19 protein-coding genes are annotated in these 16576 nt (G+C 33.5%); 7 read left to right on the top strand and 12 right to left on the bottom strand.

From position 1 onward, the window contains the following. Positions 1-51: 51 nt before the first annotated feature. The 12 genes from GQR94_RS12645 to GQR94_RS12590 form a co-directional block, all read right to left on the bottom strand. Positions 52-1224 carry an acyl-CoA dehydrogenase family protein gene (locus GQR94_RS12645; RefSeq protein WP_158975843.1) on the bottom strand — a complete coding sequence of 391 codons (1173 nt, stop codon included), beginning with the start codon at positions 1222-1224 and terminating at the stop codon, positions 52-54. Positions 1225-1309: 85 nt separating this feature from the next. Next, positions 1310-2191, bottom strand: coding sequence for a helix-hairpin-helix domain-containing protein (locus tag GQR94_RS12640; protein WP_158975842.1), 882 nt, complete (start codon positions 2189-2191; stop codon positions 1310-1312). A gap of 11 nt (positions 2192-2202) precedes the next feature. Further along, positions 2203-3912: a sodium:alanine symporter family protein gene (locus GQR94_RS12635; protein WP_158975841.1), complete on the bottom strand. Its 1710-nt coding sequence runs from the start codon at positions 3910-3912 to the stop codon at positions 2203-2205. Positions 3913-4000: 88 nt separating this feature from the next. Continuing rightward, positions 4001-5008: a TrkA family potassium uptake protein gene (locus GQR94_RS12630; RefSeq protein ID WP_158975840.1), complete on the bottom strand. Its 1008-nt coding sequence runs from the start codon at positions 5006-5008 to the stop codon at positions 4001-4003. A 4-nt stretch (positions 5009-5012) separates the two neighbouring features. After that, positions 5013-5240: a PspC family transcriptional regulator gene (locus GQR94_RS12625; RefSeq protein WP_013551128.1), complete on the bottom strand. Its 228-nt coding sequence runs from the start codon at positions 5238-5240 to the stop codon at positions 5013-5015. Positions 5241-5249: 9 nt separating this feature from the next. Continuing rightward, the gene (locus tag GQR94_RS12620) at positions 5250-6530 is read right to left on the bottom strand and encodes a DUF2851 family protein (protein WP_158975839.1); all 1281 of its coding nucleotides are present in this window, start codon (positions 6528-6530) and stop codon (positions 5250-5252) included. A 124-nt stretch (positions 6531-6654) separates the two neighbouring features. Beyond that, a complete protein-coding gene (locus tag GQR94_RS12615; protein WP_029446963.1) occupies positions 6655-6966 on the bottom strand; it encodes a rhodanese-like domain-containing protein in 312 nt (103 codons plus the stop codon). Positions 6967-7222: 256 nt separating this feature from the next. Beyond that, positions 7223-7660, bottom strand: a complete 438-nt coding sequence (locus tag GQR94_RS12610) for a hypothetical protein (protein ID WP_158975838.1) — start codon at positions 7658-7660, stop codon at positions 7223-7225. Next, entirely contained in the window at positions 7653-8105 is a 453-nt protein-coding gene (locus tag GQR94_RS12605) for a hypothetical protein (protein ID WP_158975837.1), read from the bottom strand. The genes GQR94_RS12610 and GQR94_RS12605 overlap by 8 nt, the downstream gene beginning before the upstream one ends. Positions 8106-8162: 57 nt before the next feature. Continuing rightward, the gene (locus GQR94_RS12600; RefSeq protein ID WP_158975836.1) at positions 8163-8801 is read right to left on the bottom strand and encodes a hypothetical protein; all 639 of its coding nucleotides are present in this window, start codon (positions 8799-8801) and stop codon (positions 8163-8165) included. 7 nt (positions 8802-8808) lie between these two features. Continuing rightward, entirely contained in the window at positions 8809-9243 is a 435-nt protein-coding gene (locus tag GQR94_RS12595; protein WP_158975835.1) for a hypothetical protein, read from the bottom strand. Then, positions 9243-10448: a hypothetical protein gene (locus GQR94_RS12590; protein ID WP_158975834.1), complete on the bottom strand. Its 1206-nt coding sequence runs from the start codon at positions 10446-10448 to the stop codon at positions 9243-9245. Before GQR94_RS12590 ends, GQR94_RS12595 begins: the two co-directional genes overlap by 1 nt. Before the next feature lie 323 nt (positions 10449-10771). On the opposite strand from GQR94_RS12590, the gene GQR94_RS12585 reads away from it, so the two are divergent. The 7 genes from GQR94_RS12585 to trpC all read left to right on the top strand — a co-directional run bounded on the left by GQR94_RS12585 (position 10772) and on the right by trpC (position 16573). After that, the gene (locus GQR94_RS12585; RefSeq protein WP_158975833.1) at positions 10772-11218 is read left to right on the top strand and encodes a MarR family winged helix-turn-helix transcriptional regulator; all 447 of its coding nucleotides are present in this window, start codon (positions 10772-10774) and stop codon (positions 11216-11218) included. 8 nt (positions 11219-11226) lie between these two features. Continuing rightward, a complete protein-coding gene (locus GQR94_RS12580) occupies positions 11227-11859 on the top strand; it encodes an NAD(P)H-dependent oxidoreductase (protein ID WP_158975832.1) in 633 nt (210 codons plus the stop codon). A 32-nt stretch (positions 11860-11891) separates the two neighbouring features. Beyond that, positions 11892-12476, top strand: a complete 585-nt coding sequence (locus GQR94_RS12575; RefSeq protein WP_158975831.1) for a YceI family protein — start codon at positions 11892-11894, stop codon at positions 12474-12476. A gap of 245 nt (positions 12477-12721) precedes the next feature. Beyond that, positions 12722-14119: an anthranilate synthase component I family protein gene (locus GQR94_RS12570; RefSeq protein ID WP_158975830.1), complete on the top strand. Its 1398-nt coding sequence runs from the start codon at positions 12722-12724 to the stop codon at positions 14117-14119. 2 nt (positions 14120-14121) lie between these two features. Continuing rightward, complete coding sequence (locus GQR94_RS12565; protein WP_158975829.1) at positions 14122-14688, top strand: aminodeoxychorismate/anthranilate synthase component II; 567 nt, start codon at positions 14122-14124, stop codon at positions 14686-14688. Positions 14689-14780: 92 nt separating this feature from the next. Continuing rightward, a complete protein-coding gene (gene trpD / locus GQR94_RS12560; protein ID WP_158975828.1) occupies positions 14781-15776 on the top strand; it encodes an anthranilate phosphoribosyltransferase in 996 nt (331 codons plus the stop codon). An 8-nt stretch (positions 15777-15784) separates the two neighbouring features. After that, entirely contained in the window at positions 15785-16573 is a 789-nt protein-coding gene (gene trpC / locus GQR94_RS12555; protein ID WP_158975827.1) for an indole-3-glycerol phosphate synthase TrpC, read from the top strand. Positions 16574-16576: the final 3 nt, after the last annotated feature.

Raw genomic sequence — 16576 nt, 5'->3', positions numbered from 1 at the left:
TCAACTAAATTAATTCTATGTAACTAGAAATCAGCTTTATAAAACAAAAAACTATTCTACTTTTGTTGCCTTATATTCCTTTTTATCAATCATAATTTTAGCTAAGATCTCTCTTAGTATCTCTGATGTACCTCCACCAATAGGCCCCAAACGACTATCTCGAAGTAACCGTGCCATTGGATAATCTTCCATATACCCGTATCCACCAAGAAATTGCAAACAGTCATAAATTACCTCATCTGCCATTTTGGTTGACTTCAATTTAGAAATAGTTGCTTCTTTTACGACATATTCCCCTTTATTTAATCTATAGGTGACCAAATAATTATATTCACGACACATTTCCATATCTGCCTGCAAGTCTACAAAACGATGACGTAGCGCCTGATATTTATCTATAGATTTACCAAAAGCTTGTCTTTCTGACATATATTGCAAAGCATAATCTAAAGCATATTCTGCTCTTGCATGCGAATTTACTCCCATAATTAAGCGCTCTAAAGCAAAATGCTCCATAATATAAGAGAAGCCCTTATTTTCTTCCCCCATAAGATTAGTAGCAGGAATCGTTACATTATCAAATGCAATCTCACCCGTATCTGAAGCACGCCATCCTAATTTGTTTAATTTAGTAGCAGACACTCCAGGCGTCTTTTTATCTACCAAAAAGATACTAATACCTTTATTCCCTAATTCTGGACTGGTCTTAGCCGCAACTATCATATAATCGCAATACACGCCATTAGTTATAAATGTCTTAGAACCATTTATAACATAGGTATCTCCTTTTTTTTCTGCTGTAGTTCTCATTCCTGCAACATCACTCCCACCAAAAGGTTCAGAGATACATAAACATCCAATTTTTTCTCCTAATACACTCGGTGTTAGATATTGCTTTTTTAGTTCATCATCTGCCTCTTTATTCAAATGGGTCATAGCCAAATATGCATGTGCCCACATTGCCGCAGCAAAGCCACCAGAATTTATTTTCTGAAGTTCTTCTAAAAAAATAATGGTATAAAATAAATCTAAACCTAAACCCCCGTCCTTTTCAGGCGTAGCGAGACCAAAATATCCCATCTCCCCGAACTTAGCCCAAATAAAACGCTCAATGGTACCTGTACTTTCCCATTTCTCTATATGAGGAACAACTTCTTTCTTTAAAAAATTTTTAAGGCTTTCTCTAAACAATTGATGCTCTTCTGTGAAGTACATACTTTTCATCTATATATATTTTGAAAATTAATTTTTAAGACGAAAATACCACACATATCAAAAGTGAAATATGGTATTTTTCATAGCTATTTTTTTATAATGCCAAATATAAAGATATTCTATTGATTTTTTCGGAAGGAAATCCCGCTATATTTTTTAATTCATCAAGGGAGTTGATTGTCCCATTTTCTTCTCGATAGCGAATAATCTCATTAGAAACAGTATAATTTAAGTATACCAATTTTGATATTTCTGAAGCTGAAGCTGTATTGATATTTACTTTGACAATCTCTGGCTTTGACAAAACTTTAAATTTCTCAGAAATTCTTTGAAGGACTGCAGTTTCTAGCCCATAAACTTCAGAAACCTGTTCATTATCTACAAAGCCCCCTAACCGATCTCTGAATTTAATGATTCGCGCAGATAGCTTCTCTCCTATCCCATTTACAGTTCTTAGTTCTGAAGCAGTAGCCAAGTTAATATCACTCACCAACGACTCTATTGCTTTAGTATTTTCTGGAATAGAAACGGATGCTTCCCTTTCTTTATATTTTTTCTTATTTACCCAATCAGGAAATTTAAAATAGGGCGAAATTTTATGTAATAAGGAATCTGAAACTAAAGTTACCTTTTGAAAGTCTTGCACTGAATTTACAAATTTCCGGCTTGCTCTAAACCCATGCAATCTATCAATTTCAGAAACAGACATACCTAGAGTATAGCCTTTGTAATCTGTGATGTAATTTGGATTAAAAGGAAAAAGTACAGTGCTATCTTTACGTTGTGCATTTTCCTTAAGCGCATTTATCTGAGCCTGAACATTTTTGTCTACGATAAAATGATTTGAAGCTTTCTCATCTACCAGGGTAGCATATACATAATGTCCTAGTTGAAGACAAACAATAATAGCGAGTAAAAAGAAAATCCCACTTCGTTCTTGTTTTGAGAACCTGAAGTGGGATTTAAATAATTTCATTACTGTACTATTTAATTATCAATAGCATCATACTTAAGCTTAATAGCATCAAGATACCTTTTCAATTGCTTTTTAACTACAGGGAAAAGGAAAAATAATCCTACCATATTCGGGAAAACCATTGCAAAAATCATTGCATCTGAAAATGCCCAAATAGACCCCATACTTGCTGCAGCACCAATAACCACAAAAGTTAAGAATAAAAATTTATACGTTAAATCTGCTGCTTTTCCTCTACCGAATAAGAATTTCCAAGATTGTAATCCATAATAAGACCAAGAAATCATGGTAGATACTGCGAATAAAACCACCGCTATAGTCAAGAATACGTTAGAGTAAGGTATGTATGCTGCAAAAGCTTTAGCTGTAATACCAGCACCCTGAACAACATCTGCTCCTATCTGAACAGCACCACTACCATCTGTACTTACATCTAATCCGTACTCAAAGTAACCACCGAAATTAAAAATAACAATTACTAAAGCAGTCATTGTACAGATTAACACTGTATCTATGAATGGCTCTAATAAAGCTACCAAACCTTCACTTGCCGAATATTTTGTTCTTACGGCTGAATGGGCGATAGACGCAGAACCAGCTCCCGCTTCGTTAGAAAAGGCTGCTCTCTTAAATCCAACCAGCAATACACCTATGAAACCACCTACAGTAGCTGCTTTAGGATTAAATGCTTCTGTTACAATAAGCGAAATAGCATCATCAACTAAACTAAAATTAGCGAATATGATATATAGACAAGCAACAACATACATAATTGCCATAAACGGAACTACCTTTTCCGTTACTTGAGCAATTCTTTTAATACCTCCTATAATTATGATCCCTACTAAGATAGCAAGTCCCAAACCTACAATAGCACCGGCGGCTGTACTTTGCCAATTAAATAATTCTTTTAATACAATGGTAGCCTGATTAGATTGTGCAGCGTTACCACCGCCAAAAGAACCACCAATACAGAAAACAGCAAATACCACTGCTGCAACTTTACCTAATTTTTTAAATCCTTTTTGTTTTAATCCTTTACTTAGGTAATACATTGGACCCCCGTAAACAGTACCGTCTTCACCTACATCACGATATTGAACTCCTAAAGTACATTCTACAAATTTTGTAGACATTCCTAAAAGTCCACATACAATCATCCAGAACGTAGCCCCAGGACCACCTAGCGCAATTGCCAATGCTACACCTGCTATATTTCCATTCCCAACAGTACCTGATACGGCTGTTGCCAAAGCTTGAAAGTGACTTACTTCTCCGTCTGAACTTTCATCTCTAATTGTATCTATAATATCGCCGTTTACTGCTAGATCGTCTTCTAAACCTACCATGTGCTCTTCAATATCTACATTAGATAAATCTTGCCCTTGAGCAATACCATCTTCACCATATAATTCTTTAGCCCCGTGCTTTTCTATATCTTCATACTTACCTCTAACAGTACTAATAGCTTTTCCGAAGTATCTTACATTTGGAAACCCGAAGTATATCGTAAAAAATAATGCACTTGCTACTAATAGAACTAATACAAACGGAATGTCTGGATTATGCCAAACATTGAAGAATATTACTGCGGAAAAGAAATCGGAAATAGGCTTAAAGGCTTCATCAATTTTTTCATCTAATCCCTTTTCCACAACCTCCTGAGAAAAGGTAATAATAGGTGCCATTAATGCAAACAGCGTAAGAAGTCTATACTTCATAATATTTAAATTTGTTTTATAATTAGTCTAGTCGACAGCAATATCCAAAAAAATAACTACGCAATCAAGGAATATTATTTAAATCTCTTTAAACGATGTGAAACATTTCGTTTAATTTTCGGATTTGTTCTGGCCTTCCCAGCACAATTACTTTGCTTTTTGGCTGCAATTGCAAATCTGCTTCAGGATTAATGATATAGTCTCCTTCTGGTGATATATACCCTATTATGGTACACCCTGTTTTTCTTCTAAGATCTAAATCACGAAGTGAATTACACTCCATTTGATCCGTAAAATCTTCGATAGAAACCTCTTCTAAGTTAGTGGTATGACCACCTACTACAGATAATTTATCCATAAAAGTTATTAAATCTGGCATCACCACTAAAGAAGCCATATGATCACCACCAATTTTATCTGGCATGATGACCTTATTTGCTCCCGCAAACAACAATTTTTTTTGCGAATTTAATAAAGATGCTCTACTAATAATAAACAGGTCTTTATTTAATTGTCTTGAAGAAAGTACAACAAATAAATTCATAGCATCGTCTGGTAAAGCTGTAATTAAAAACTTAGCACGTTCAATTCCTGCTTCTAATAATATTTCATCATCATTTGCATCACCCTCTACAAAAAGTAAATTTTCTTCAAAACGCTCTATAATTTCTTTGTCCTTTTCAATTATTACGAAGGGACGTTTATAGGCCTTTAAACGTTCTGCAGCTTGCGTACCATTTCTTCCATAACCGCAAACAATGACATGATCAGTTAGACTATTAATTTTAGATTTCACTTTTTTCTTTTTTAATATTTGAAGAGAATTTCTACCTAAAACATATTCTGTAATCACAGATATAGCAAAGGCAAATATAAAAACACTCGAAACGATTAATGATATGGTAAAAAATTTAGACTGCGCATCTAATGGCCGCACCTCTGAAAACCCAACAGTGGTAACCGTAATTATGGTCATGTAAATAGCATCTACCCAATCGTAATCTGAAATATAACGATACCCTAACACCCCAAACAACAGTACCGCCGTCATCAGAAATACTGCAAAATAAATTTTAGATCTAAAAAGTCTTAGCATAGGGTTATAAGTCAAAGACTGATGTTCTTTTTGTGTATACCAAATCTTTAATTTTCAACCAAAAGGCTACAAACAAATACAAAGCAAAACCAAAACCTAAGGTTACAAAGGTTAGATAAATGAATGATGTTCGTACTACACGTATACGAATACCTAAACGTTCTGCTATACGTCTACATACCTCAAAACCATGCTTTTGAAAAAAGTATAATAGTTGATATAAAAAATTCATGTGTTAAAATTAGTCATTTCCTTTTAATAAACTATTACCGATGACACATTGCAAGCATTTATTTTTGCTACAATACTCATTGTATAGCTGTAGTAAAGACTGACTTTCCATTGCATTAGACACACGCATCTTTAACGCATCAAACTTATGTATAATGGTATTTTCTTCTTTTTTAATGCCAGATATTACATGAACGACTACCTCATCAATAGATTTCCCATGGTGATGCGCATGACAAAACTTTAACGGCAGCACTGTGTTAATTATTAATAGGTCCATGAATTTTTTCGTAAGTCGTTTTTTACTTTTTTTAGATTCTTTTCCAAATGTATAATGAACATCCCAATAAGCACTAGCGTCTACACCAAGAATAGTATACATTTCTTCTATAGAAGTGGCATCAATAAGTTTACTGAATAAATTATGCTGATTTGCATATAAATTGGAAAATTGGGATAATCTGATTGTCGGAAAATTGGGCGGTCTCAATTTAAAAAATGCAGGCTTTAATACGCTAGGCTCACGACATTGAAATTTATGCTTCACATAGTCATATTCCTTTTTTAATTCATTAAAATAGATATCACTACTATTTTCTTCTAATAAACCAGCATGACCAAATAACAAACTTTCTAATTGCAAAGTGTTCGCGCCTATTTTACGTACAGTAGAAAAATCTATACTTTGAGCCAAACTCAAAAATGCATCACCATTTATTTTTAATCCAAAGTTTTTCAGAAGCATCACAAACAATACCTCTTCCCAGTTGTTGTTTGAATCTTGTAAAAGCTTTAAAATAGGTACTGATTTCTCTTCTAAACGCTCAAAATACAATCTCTCCAACCAATTTTTAAATATAAAGGTATCCAAGTCATCAATTTGCTTTTCGCAATTAATAAAATTTTTACCGCTTTTCGAAAATAGTTTTTCATAAGACAAAACTAAGTCTTTCGATAAATAGGGTTTTAGCGCTAAGGTAGGAATAGGCTCATTATCTTTTCTAAAGATATTGGAATCATCTTCCCACACTACATGTAAAATTACATTATCATAATTTGCATCAAGTTCATGATTGTGCACGTACCAATCAGAGGCTTTTATGTGTATCTCTACATTCCCTGCCCATAATTGAGTACCAATTCTAATTTGAGCATTGAAGAAATCTGGTCCTGCTAAATGATTGTGCGTACCCACTTGAACTATTTCAATAGCTTCATTATTGGTACTTATCAAGTTCGTTAGTGGAATTTTCTTATGTTTCCATATAAAATGAAGAAAGTCTTCGCGCATGTAATCGTATCATTAACAAGGCATAAGATAGTAAATAAAAGCAAAAAAGACCTTACTTCTGATAGAATCAGTAGCAAGGTCTTCACTTTATAAAGTTTATATCTATGATGTAAGCTTCTCTGATTTACTCAGCAACTTCGCCTTCCCAATTCATAAAACCACCCAATAAATTATAGGCATTTTCAAAGCCTACACTATTCATTATAGCACATGCTTGTCCGCTTCTTGCTCCAGAACGACAATACACATAGTAACTTTTATTTTTGTCAAGTTTTTCAATTTCATCTAAAAAACCTTGCCCTAAATGAATATCTATATTTGTAGCCTCTGGAATGTAACCGCCTTCTACTTCTTCAGGTGTACGCACATCTAAAATAAAAGCATTGTCATCATTGTTTAGTTGCTCTACCCATTCTTCTTGTGATAAATCTGCCATTTCTTTATGTATTTTAAGTTCTCCAAAAATAGTGCATTATTTAAATAAAACCTTACACTAGGCCTAGAGATTAGAACCTACAATTTAATACTCTCAACGAAAAGTATTCAACCAATGTTTTAAAAAGAAGCATGTAGATTTCTAAAAGCTATCTAAATTGTCTTACCAAAGCCACCAAATAGGGAACGATAAAAAAACATCAGAAATTGCCGTACTTGTGTTTATAGTCTACCAACCATAACCCTAAGGTTAAAAATTACTTAATTTTAGCATCGAAGACACGCATAACCTCTTTATATGTTTTTGCCTCATCTAAGAATTCTTGTATAATATTTACGGGACCAAGTGGAAGCCATTTTTTTGGTTTCTTTTTTATAATTTCCATAATAGTTGTTTTTAGCTCAGATACACTCATGAAACCAACTTCATCTTCAACAACAGATTCAACATAAACCATCTTAGTTAAATATACAATACTATACCATAAACTAATTCCACCTGTTTGTTTCTTGCGTATTTGAGTATAAACATTTCCTTGCGAATCTATGATGACAACATTTTTTTGATATGTTTTGACGTGCTTTTTATCTCTTAAAAAAGATTCTGCTGCAATTCTTTTTTTTCTAATATAGACACCAATATCGCCTGTCATATGATTCACATATAAAGCTGGGAACACTATACTATTATTCATCCCTCTCGATATTTTGATATAAACGACCACCTGTCGAAATTCCACCTAATCTAAACCACCATGGGGTTGAAGATATAGGATAAGCTAATTTCCAGTAAATTATGCGTGGTAATTCTTCACTAGGAAAAGCATTCCCATGCCCCCAACGCATGTGGCTTGCATTACTGCCAAAACGTTTTAAATTCCAGGTCTGATTGCCTATCTGCTTTAGCAAAGGTTGTCGTTCCATTAATTCTTGACTTATCGCCCAATGATGTTTTTTTCCACTCATATCAACACCCAATCGTTTCCATCTTGCAACGCTTGCACCATATTCATGCGACATTCCGTAACCAAAGTACCGCTTAGCGCCACCAACTACACCTTTTGACAAAACAGCTTTCCCTAAACCGCTAAATACAGACTTCACCAAAAACACATCAGAAATTGCCATACCTGTGTTCAATGCTCCCCATTAATAATCGCCGTCTTGAATAAAATTTTTGCTCATTGTAATGAACCATCAATTATTTTGTAATAATTTATATAATTCATCAAAGGTATATTTCGAACTCTCAAAATTTCCAATAATCATCTCCGCTTTTTTATTGTTTAAAAAAGGAATTACTACCAAATCGATTTTATCACCCTTGCAATTAACTTCCATATTAGTAGCGTATCTATATGTACTATCAAGATAATACTCAAAAATACTGGTTGGAAATTCCTTGCAAAAACTATCTTCGATGTTGAGTAAGTAAAAACATTTCCCTGTTTTTTTTTCAATTAAATATATGGTTTCTCCCTTTGGGAAATCCATTACCTTCATTACTCTTTTTGGTTCGATTACCATCATACTTAATAAATTTTTTTTCTTAAAATTGATTAAAGTAATAACCTCTTTTTTATTTTTCCTATTTAATTCAAAGTAGGATTCAATATACATCCAAATTGCCATAAAAGAGATTACGATACCCCATTTGGAAGGCAAAGACCAATTAGAATCATCATATTCATAGATATGCCATCCAAACAAAAAAACAGCTAACAATAGTCCTAATATAACTTCAAATCTAAGCCTGACTTTTGTCTGCTTTTTTTTTATTGCAGCATCTATCTGTTTTATTTCTTTCGCAGACAATTCGCGTTCTATTTCTATCATAAATAAGTTACAGATTTAATAGCAGTTTCATTAATTTTTCAATAGAATCTGCCATCTTTATACGGCACAACAATAAGTCATAATCTTCGTTTTCTTGCCAAAAATCTATATTGGTTTCAAATTCATCTAAAATAATCTTTTTAACAAATTTAATATTCCTTTGTTGTCCATAATCTAAATCAAAAACAGGTTGTATTCGAATAAAACGGGAACCAAAAATATAAGAAAATGATAAACGAGGTTTTGTTTCATTTTTAATTTTAACTGCACTAATTATAAGATACTCTTTTCCCTGTGTATCAATCAAGAGTAAATTGTTATAATATTTGTTTTTTAATGCAGCGACTGTGCATAAGGTCAGCATATTTGCATCCTTACAAATAAAATAGTCAACTGATTTGGACTTGTACAAGAGAACTGGGAAATTTAGTTTCTCGACCATTAATCCCTAGTTTGATTTAGACCTCTAAAACCATAAATGCCTAAGGGATATAAATAATTTGGAGTTCCATAATGAAACCTTTCTAAGCTATTTAAATATAGAGGAGATGTTTTACCTTCTATAGCGCGGTGTATCTGATTCCAATCATATCCTGCTTCAAAGAATTTTTCGGGTAAAGGATTTAAATTCCACATTTGATTTTTAGCTTTCCATCCTAGACCTGACCCATTCTTAGCACCATTCCTTTCCAAGAGCCAATGATGCAAATGCTGTTCTTTCTTGGCAAAACCATTTTTACCATAAAATCTGCGATAAGATGACCAACTACCATAATTTTTATTCATTACACGTAAACCTCCTTTTGAAATACCTTGATAAATAGATTTTATCAAAAACACATCCGAAATTGCCATACCTGTATTCAATGCTCCCCAACCATATGCACCATCTTGAAAATCATAATAGGCTTGTTTACCAGAGCCCCAAATAGGTACAAATGATTCTCCTGTGCCAACTTCTGGATAATCTTCTTCATTAAAAGCTTTATCATTATAATAAGCTCCACCAAAGCTCGTAACCCCACCAGTACTTGCGTCAAAATGGCTGATGGTATACTCGGGCATACCATTACCAATTATTACACTTAAATAGGCATTGGGGTAACGTACTTGTACGTTCATTAATTTTCTGTAAGCTTCTTTTACATACCTTGGACTACGTTTGCCAATCAAAACATCACCATTTGAACTATATATGTTATTGTAAACATCATAATATAATTCTTCTCTGTAGTCCCAAAAGTATTCTTTATCCTCTACTTTAATTCCATAAACTGCCCCATCATCATTAAAATAAGAAATTTCACCTTTAGGCACATATACAATACCCCCATTAGGAGTTTTATAAAACTTATTTATAACTAAGGCATGATTAAAAGCTTTTGCCCATTTTGCATTGAAATAATTACTCGCAAGATCCAATGCCCCCTTTTTATTTTGAAAATTTGTCTTATTTGAAAAATAAATAATATTACCTGCTTTTCTTGCATAATTACTTATTAAAAGATTCATTCTTAAAGTAGTATTTTCTACTTTTTCATTGTCTTTGAGAGCATTTATCGCATGTTTAACACTACAATCTAATTGCTTCTTTAACGGTCTTTTTAATAACTGCAATTTGGTATTATGATTATAAGATTTTTCCATTTATTGAGGGATTAATAAGTATTTTCATTGACAGAATTTAGTATCTATTTATGATTTACTAAAAATAAGTTTCATTTTCGGCATATCAACTTCAAGGTACTAAATAATTGTATTTAGAAATTATTTTTGAATATATTTTCGACACAATACATTTTTGATTCATGCAATTATTAATATATTTTATTTTATTAACTTTCAAAATTTCCAAAATTGTATTCTGGCTTGACCCAAAATATAAATCTATTGTTTCAAACAATTAACAAATAATTAATAACTACGTCAAAAAATAAACATACATTTGTATATACAATTATTGTACAGACATGAATGTAGAAGCGATCATAAAAACAGAAAAAGAAATTCCGTTACGTCAAAGGACTCTTATTCATTTAAACCTAGTAAGTAATAAAGTTACAGAGGTTACCATGAATAAGCTAAAACCTTTTGATGTTTCACTTCAGCAATTTAATGTTTTGAGAATTTTAAGAGGGCAGAAAGGTAAGGCGGCCAACCTAAGTACACTTAATGACCGTATGGTTACTAAAATGAGCAATACCACTAGACTTGTAGATAAGCTTATTACTAAAGGATACGTGTTACGCACTACTTGCGAGAGCAACCGCAGAAAAGTGGAGATCTATATTACACCTTCTGGTTTAGAAGCTTTATTAAAAATGGATAAAGCCATGCAAAACGCTGACGAGACTATTCTTGAAAAATTTACAAACGAAGACTTACTAGTATTGAATAAATTATTTGACAAATTTTAAACCAAAACATGAGCAATTATATTAACAACTTAAATTGGCGTTACGCCACCAAAAAATTTGATGCTACAAAAAAGGTTTCAAAAAAAGATTTTGAAACTATTTTAGAAGCTGCATCCTTAACGGCATCTTCTTATGGGCTACAACCTTACAAAATACTTGTAATAGAAGATCCTACTATCCGTGAACAATTAAAACCATTTGCATGGGGACAATCGCAAATAACGGATGCTACTTATTTAATAGCTTTTGTGCATGACACCACCTTTAATGAAGCATTAATAGACAGCCATTTAAAGGATATAAGTGAAATCAGAGGTATCCCTTCTGAAGCATTAGCCGGTTATTCAGATTTCATGAAATCTAAACTAATGCCTTTATCTGATGAGACTAAAGCTATTTGGGCTGCTAAGCAAACCTATATTGCGTTAGGAAATGTATTATCTGCTGCGGCCGATTTAAAAATTGACACCTGCCCCATGGAAGGTTTTGAACCTACAGAGTTTAATAAAATTTTAGGTTTAGACGCTCAAAATTTAAATACCTCTCTATTGGTAACTATAGGGTATAGAGCAGAAGATGATGAAACGCAGCATTACAAGAAAGTTAGAAAATCTCAAGAAAAATTAATTCAATACATATAAACAACAATTATTAATTACTAAATTTTAAAAACATGAAAAAAAATATTTTAAGTGCCGTATTTGCAATAGTAGTAGCAACAGCAGCAACAGCAGGAGTTAATCCAATTGATGGCGAAAAGAAAGCCATTAAAACCAGTGAAAGTACTGTTACTTGGAAAGGGTATAAATTTGCTGGCTCACATACTGGTAAAATTGCCTTAGAGTCTGGAGAACTACTATTTGATGATGATAAATTAACTGGTGGTGCGTTTGTTGTAGACATGACTAGCATAACTGTTGAAGATTTAAAAGCAGGAGAAGGCAAAGAAAAATTAGAAGGGCACTTAAAAACTGCTGATTTTTTTGGGACAGAAAATCACGCAACATCAAAACTAGTTTTCACGAGCGTAAAAGCAACTGGTAAAAATTCTTATGATGTAACAGGAGATTTGACTATTAAAGGCATCACAAAAGCAGTTACTTTTGACATCTCTATATATGGTAGTAAAGCAACAGCTACATTAAAAGTAGATAGAACTAACTATGATATACATTATGGTTCTACAAATTTCACAGATACTTTAAAGGACAAAGCCATTTATGATGAATTTGATTTGGTCGTAGATTTACAATTCTAAATCAATCAAAAAAATAACAAAACCCCATGGTACTGTTAATTCGTATTACGGGGTTTATTTTTTTACACAATGCTGTTTGAAATCTTAAAAATGATTTCTATCTTTGGAGTCAATGAAAAATTTAATTGTAAATACTTGGTGGTGGAATAACTTACGAAAAAACGCGTGAGCAGAGCACCATTGTATTCAACATATATATAAGGCTTGTCATCACGACAAGCCTTACTTATTTTATAGCATTAAAGATGACGTACAAACTACATACCCATTACAAGAAAATACTTGCCGACACCATTACCCCGGTGAGTGTATACCTTAAAATTCGCGACCGCTTTCCTAACAGTATTTTATTAGAAGGAAGTGATTACCATGCGAATGACAACAGTTTCTCTTATATCTGCTGCAATCCTATTGCATCTATTAAAGTAGAAAACGAAATTATCACCCAGCAATTCCCAGATGGTAAGGTTGAAGAAATAACTATTGACGCTTCTACGGATGTGGTAAGCATCATTGAAGATTACAGCAAGAGATTTATTGCCGATGAGAACGATTTTAAATTTATTGACAACGGTCTCTTTGGTTATATGGCCTATGACGCTGTTCGTTATTTTGAGGATGTAAAGGTTTCTAAAAAAGAAAATTCTGTTGCTATTCCGGATATCTACTATGCGGTATACAAAAATATCATCGCTATAAATCATTTTAAAAATGAAGCCTACATTTTTTCTAACTGCTATGAATCTGAAAGTAATGTATCAGAAATAGAGCAGATATTAAACGTTAAAAATTTTGCATCCTATAACTTTACCCTAGATGGCGCAGTTGCTTCAAATTTAGAAGACGATGATTTTAAAGAACATGTGAAATTGGCTAAAAAGCATTGTCAAAGAGGAGATGTATTTCAATTAGTACTCTCACGTCGTTTTTCTCAAGGGTTTAAAGGAGATGAGTTTAATGTATACAGAGCCTTACGCTCCATCAATCCATCACCCTACTTATTCTATTTTGATTATGGTGACTTTAAAATTTTCGGAAGTTCTCCAGAAGCACAATTAATCGTTAAAGATGGTTCTGCAGAAATTCATCCTATTGCAGGTACATTTAAACGTACCGGAGACGATGAAAAAGATGCGATTATCGCCAAAGAATTAACGGAGGATGACAAAGAAAATAGCGAGCATGTAATGCTTGTAGATTTAGCCCGAAATGATTTGAGCCGTAATGGAAATATGGTGAGAGTAACCAATTACCGCGAAGTACAATTCTTTTCGCACGTTATTCACCTTGTATCTAAAGTTGTGGGTCAAAAGAAAAAAGATATTCCTACCATGAAAGTCGTAGCAGATACTTTTCCTGCAGGTACCTTAAGTGGTGCACCAAAACATAGGGCGATGCAACTGATAGAAAAATACGAAAAAACAAGTAGAGGGTATTATGGTGGTGCTATTGGTTTTATGGATTTTAACGGGAATTTTAATCACGCTATAATGATTAGAACCTTCTTAAGTAAAAACCACAACTTATACTATCAGGCTGGAGCGGGAATTGTTGCAGCTTCTAATCCTGAAGATGAATTACAAGAGACCTATAATAAACTTGGTGCTTTAACAAAAGCACTTGAAATTGCTGAGACCATATAATCATGAAGAAAATTTTAGTTATAGATAATTACGATAGCTTCACCTATAATTTAGTTCATTATTTAGAAGATCTAGATTGCGAAGTGGTTGTAAAAAGAAACGATCAACTTTCTTTAGAAGAGGTTGATGCTTTTGAATACATCGTTCTTTCTCCAGGACCAGGAATCCCTGAAGAAGCTGGTTTATTAAAAGAGATTATTAGCACCTATGCTCCTACTAAGAAAATTTTTGGAGTGTGCTTAGGGCAACAAGCGATTGCTGAAGTTTTCGGTGGTTCATTGATTAACCTTGAGCAGGTATACCATGGTATTGCTACGCCTATTACTATTACACAAGAGGATGTTTTGTTCACCGATTTGCCTAAAGAAATTAAAGTTGGTCGCTACCACTCTTGGGTCGTAAATCCTAAAGATTTACCGAATTGTTTGATCGCTACATCTTTTGATGTCAACGGGCAAATTATGTCACTGCGCCATACGACCTATGATGTATCTGCAGTACAATTTCATCCAGAGTCTGTATTGACTCCTGACGGGAAGAAGATCTTACAGAACTGGTTATTATCCTAAGTTGCAAAAGAAACACTTAATTATAGGAGAATCAAAAAATAAAGTAATAACACACTAAAAACTGTTCCGCTTGGAATGGTAACGAGGAGATTATGAAAGATATATTAAACAGACTAATTAATCATGATGCGCTATCTAAAGAAGATGCAAAACAGGTATTAGTAAATATTGCTAAAGGAGATTATAACACGAGCCAAATTGCCGCTTTTTTAACGGTTTATATGATGCGGAGTGTCACCATTGATGAGTTAGAAGGTTTTCGTGATGCCTTACTAGAACTTTGTTTAGCTATAGACCTGTCTGCTTATAATCCTGTGGATTTATGTGGTACTGGCGGTGATGGTAAAGATACTTTTAACATCTCTACGTTGGCCTCATTTGTAACTGCCGGGGCTGGTGTAAAAGTTACAAAACATGGTAACTATGGTGTTTCTTCCAAATGTGGAAGTAGTAATGTTATGGAATTTTTAGGGATTAAATTTAGTAGTGATGCTGGTTTTCTGGAAAAGAGTATTGATGAAGCCGGAATCTGCGTATTACACGCTCCCCTATTTCACCCAGCCATGAAAAACGTAGCTCCCATCCGCAAGGAATTAGCGGTTAAAACATTCTTCAATATGTTAGGCCCTATGGTAAATCCTGCATTTCCAAAAAATCAAATGGTTGGTGTTTTTAATTTAGAACTCGCTAGAATGTATGGATACCTTTATCAGAATACCGATAAGAACTTTACAGTACTGCATGCCTTAGACGGATATGATGAAATTTCATTAACAGGAAACACAAAAACCATATCTAACAAAACAGAGAGCATGTTAAAACCCTCTGATTTTGGAGTACGTGCTGTAACCATGCAAGAAATTGCTGGCGGAGACAGTATTGAAGCATCTGCTCAGATATTTTTAAATATTTTACAAGGTAAAGGTACTGAAGCGCAAATTAATGTGGTTTGTGCCAACGCAGGGATGGCCATTGCCACAGTTGACAACTTAACACCTTTACAAGGTTTTGAAAGAGCAAAAGAATCTTTAGTGAGCGGAAAAGGTTTAGCCGCCTTAAAAAAATTACAAGCATTGAGCGCCTTATAAATAATAAGATGAACATATTAGATAAAATAGTATTAGATAAACGCAAAGAAGTGGCACTTAGAAAAGCGCTAATTCCCGTTTCGCAATTAGAGCAATCCGTTTTATTTGGCAGGCCAGAAAACTCATTGGCACATGCGCTACGCAATAGCGCCTCTGGCATCATTGCAGAACACAAAAGAAGATCGCCTTCAAAATCAGAAATCAATCAAAGTCTAAATGTACAAGATGTGGCTACCGGTTATGAAAATGCAGGAGTATGTGGAATGTCTGTCTTAACAGATGCCAAATATTTTGGTGGTTCTCTAGATGATTTAATTATCGCTAGAGCAGCTACAAAATTTCCATTACTACGTAAAGAGTTTATTATTGATGAATATCAACTCTTAGAAGCAAAAGCATACGGCGCGGATGTAATTTTATTGATTGCTGCTATTTTGTCTAAAGAAGAAATTAAAAATCTTTCTGAATTTGCAAAAAGCCTAAACCTAAACGTGCTTTTAGAAGTACACAATGAAGATGAGTTACACAAATCTATCATGCCAAGTTTAGATATGTTAGGCGTAAACAATCGAAATTTAAAAACGTTTGAAGTAAATTTAGATACGAGCAAGTCATTGTCTAAATTAATTCCAGATGATTTTGTAAAAGTTTCTGAAAGCGGAATTAGTTCTATTGATGCCATTAAAGATTTAAAAAAATACGGGTATCAAGGATTTTTAATTGGCGAAAATTTTATGAAAACAGAAAATCCAGGAGAACACGCTAAACATTTTATCGATCAATTAGAAGCAAAATAATAT

Origin of the sequence: Cellulophaga sp. L1A9, assembly GCF_009797025.1 — a bacterium.
In the GTDB taxonomy this organism is placed as follows: Bacteria; Bacteroidota; Bacteroidia; order Flavobacteriales; family Flavobacteriaceae; genus Cellulophaga.
Note: the sequence above shows the minus strand (reverse complement) of the source record. Positions and strands in the feature narration are given on the sequence as shown.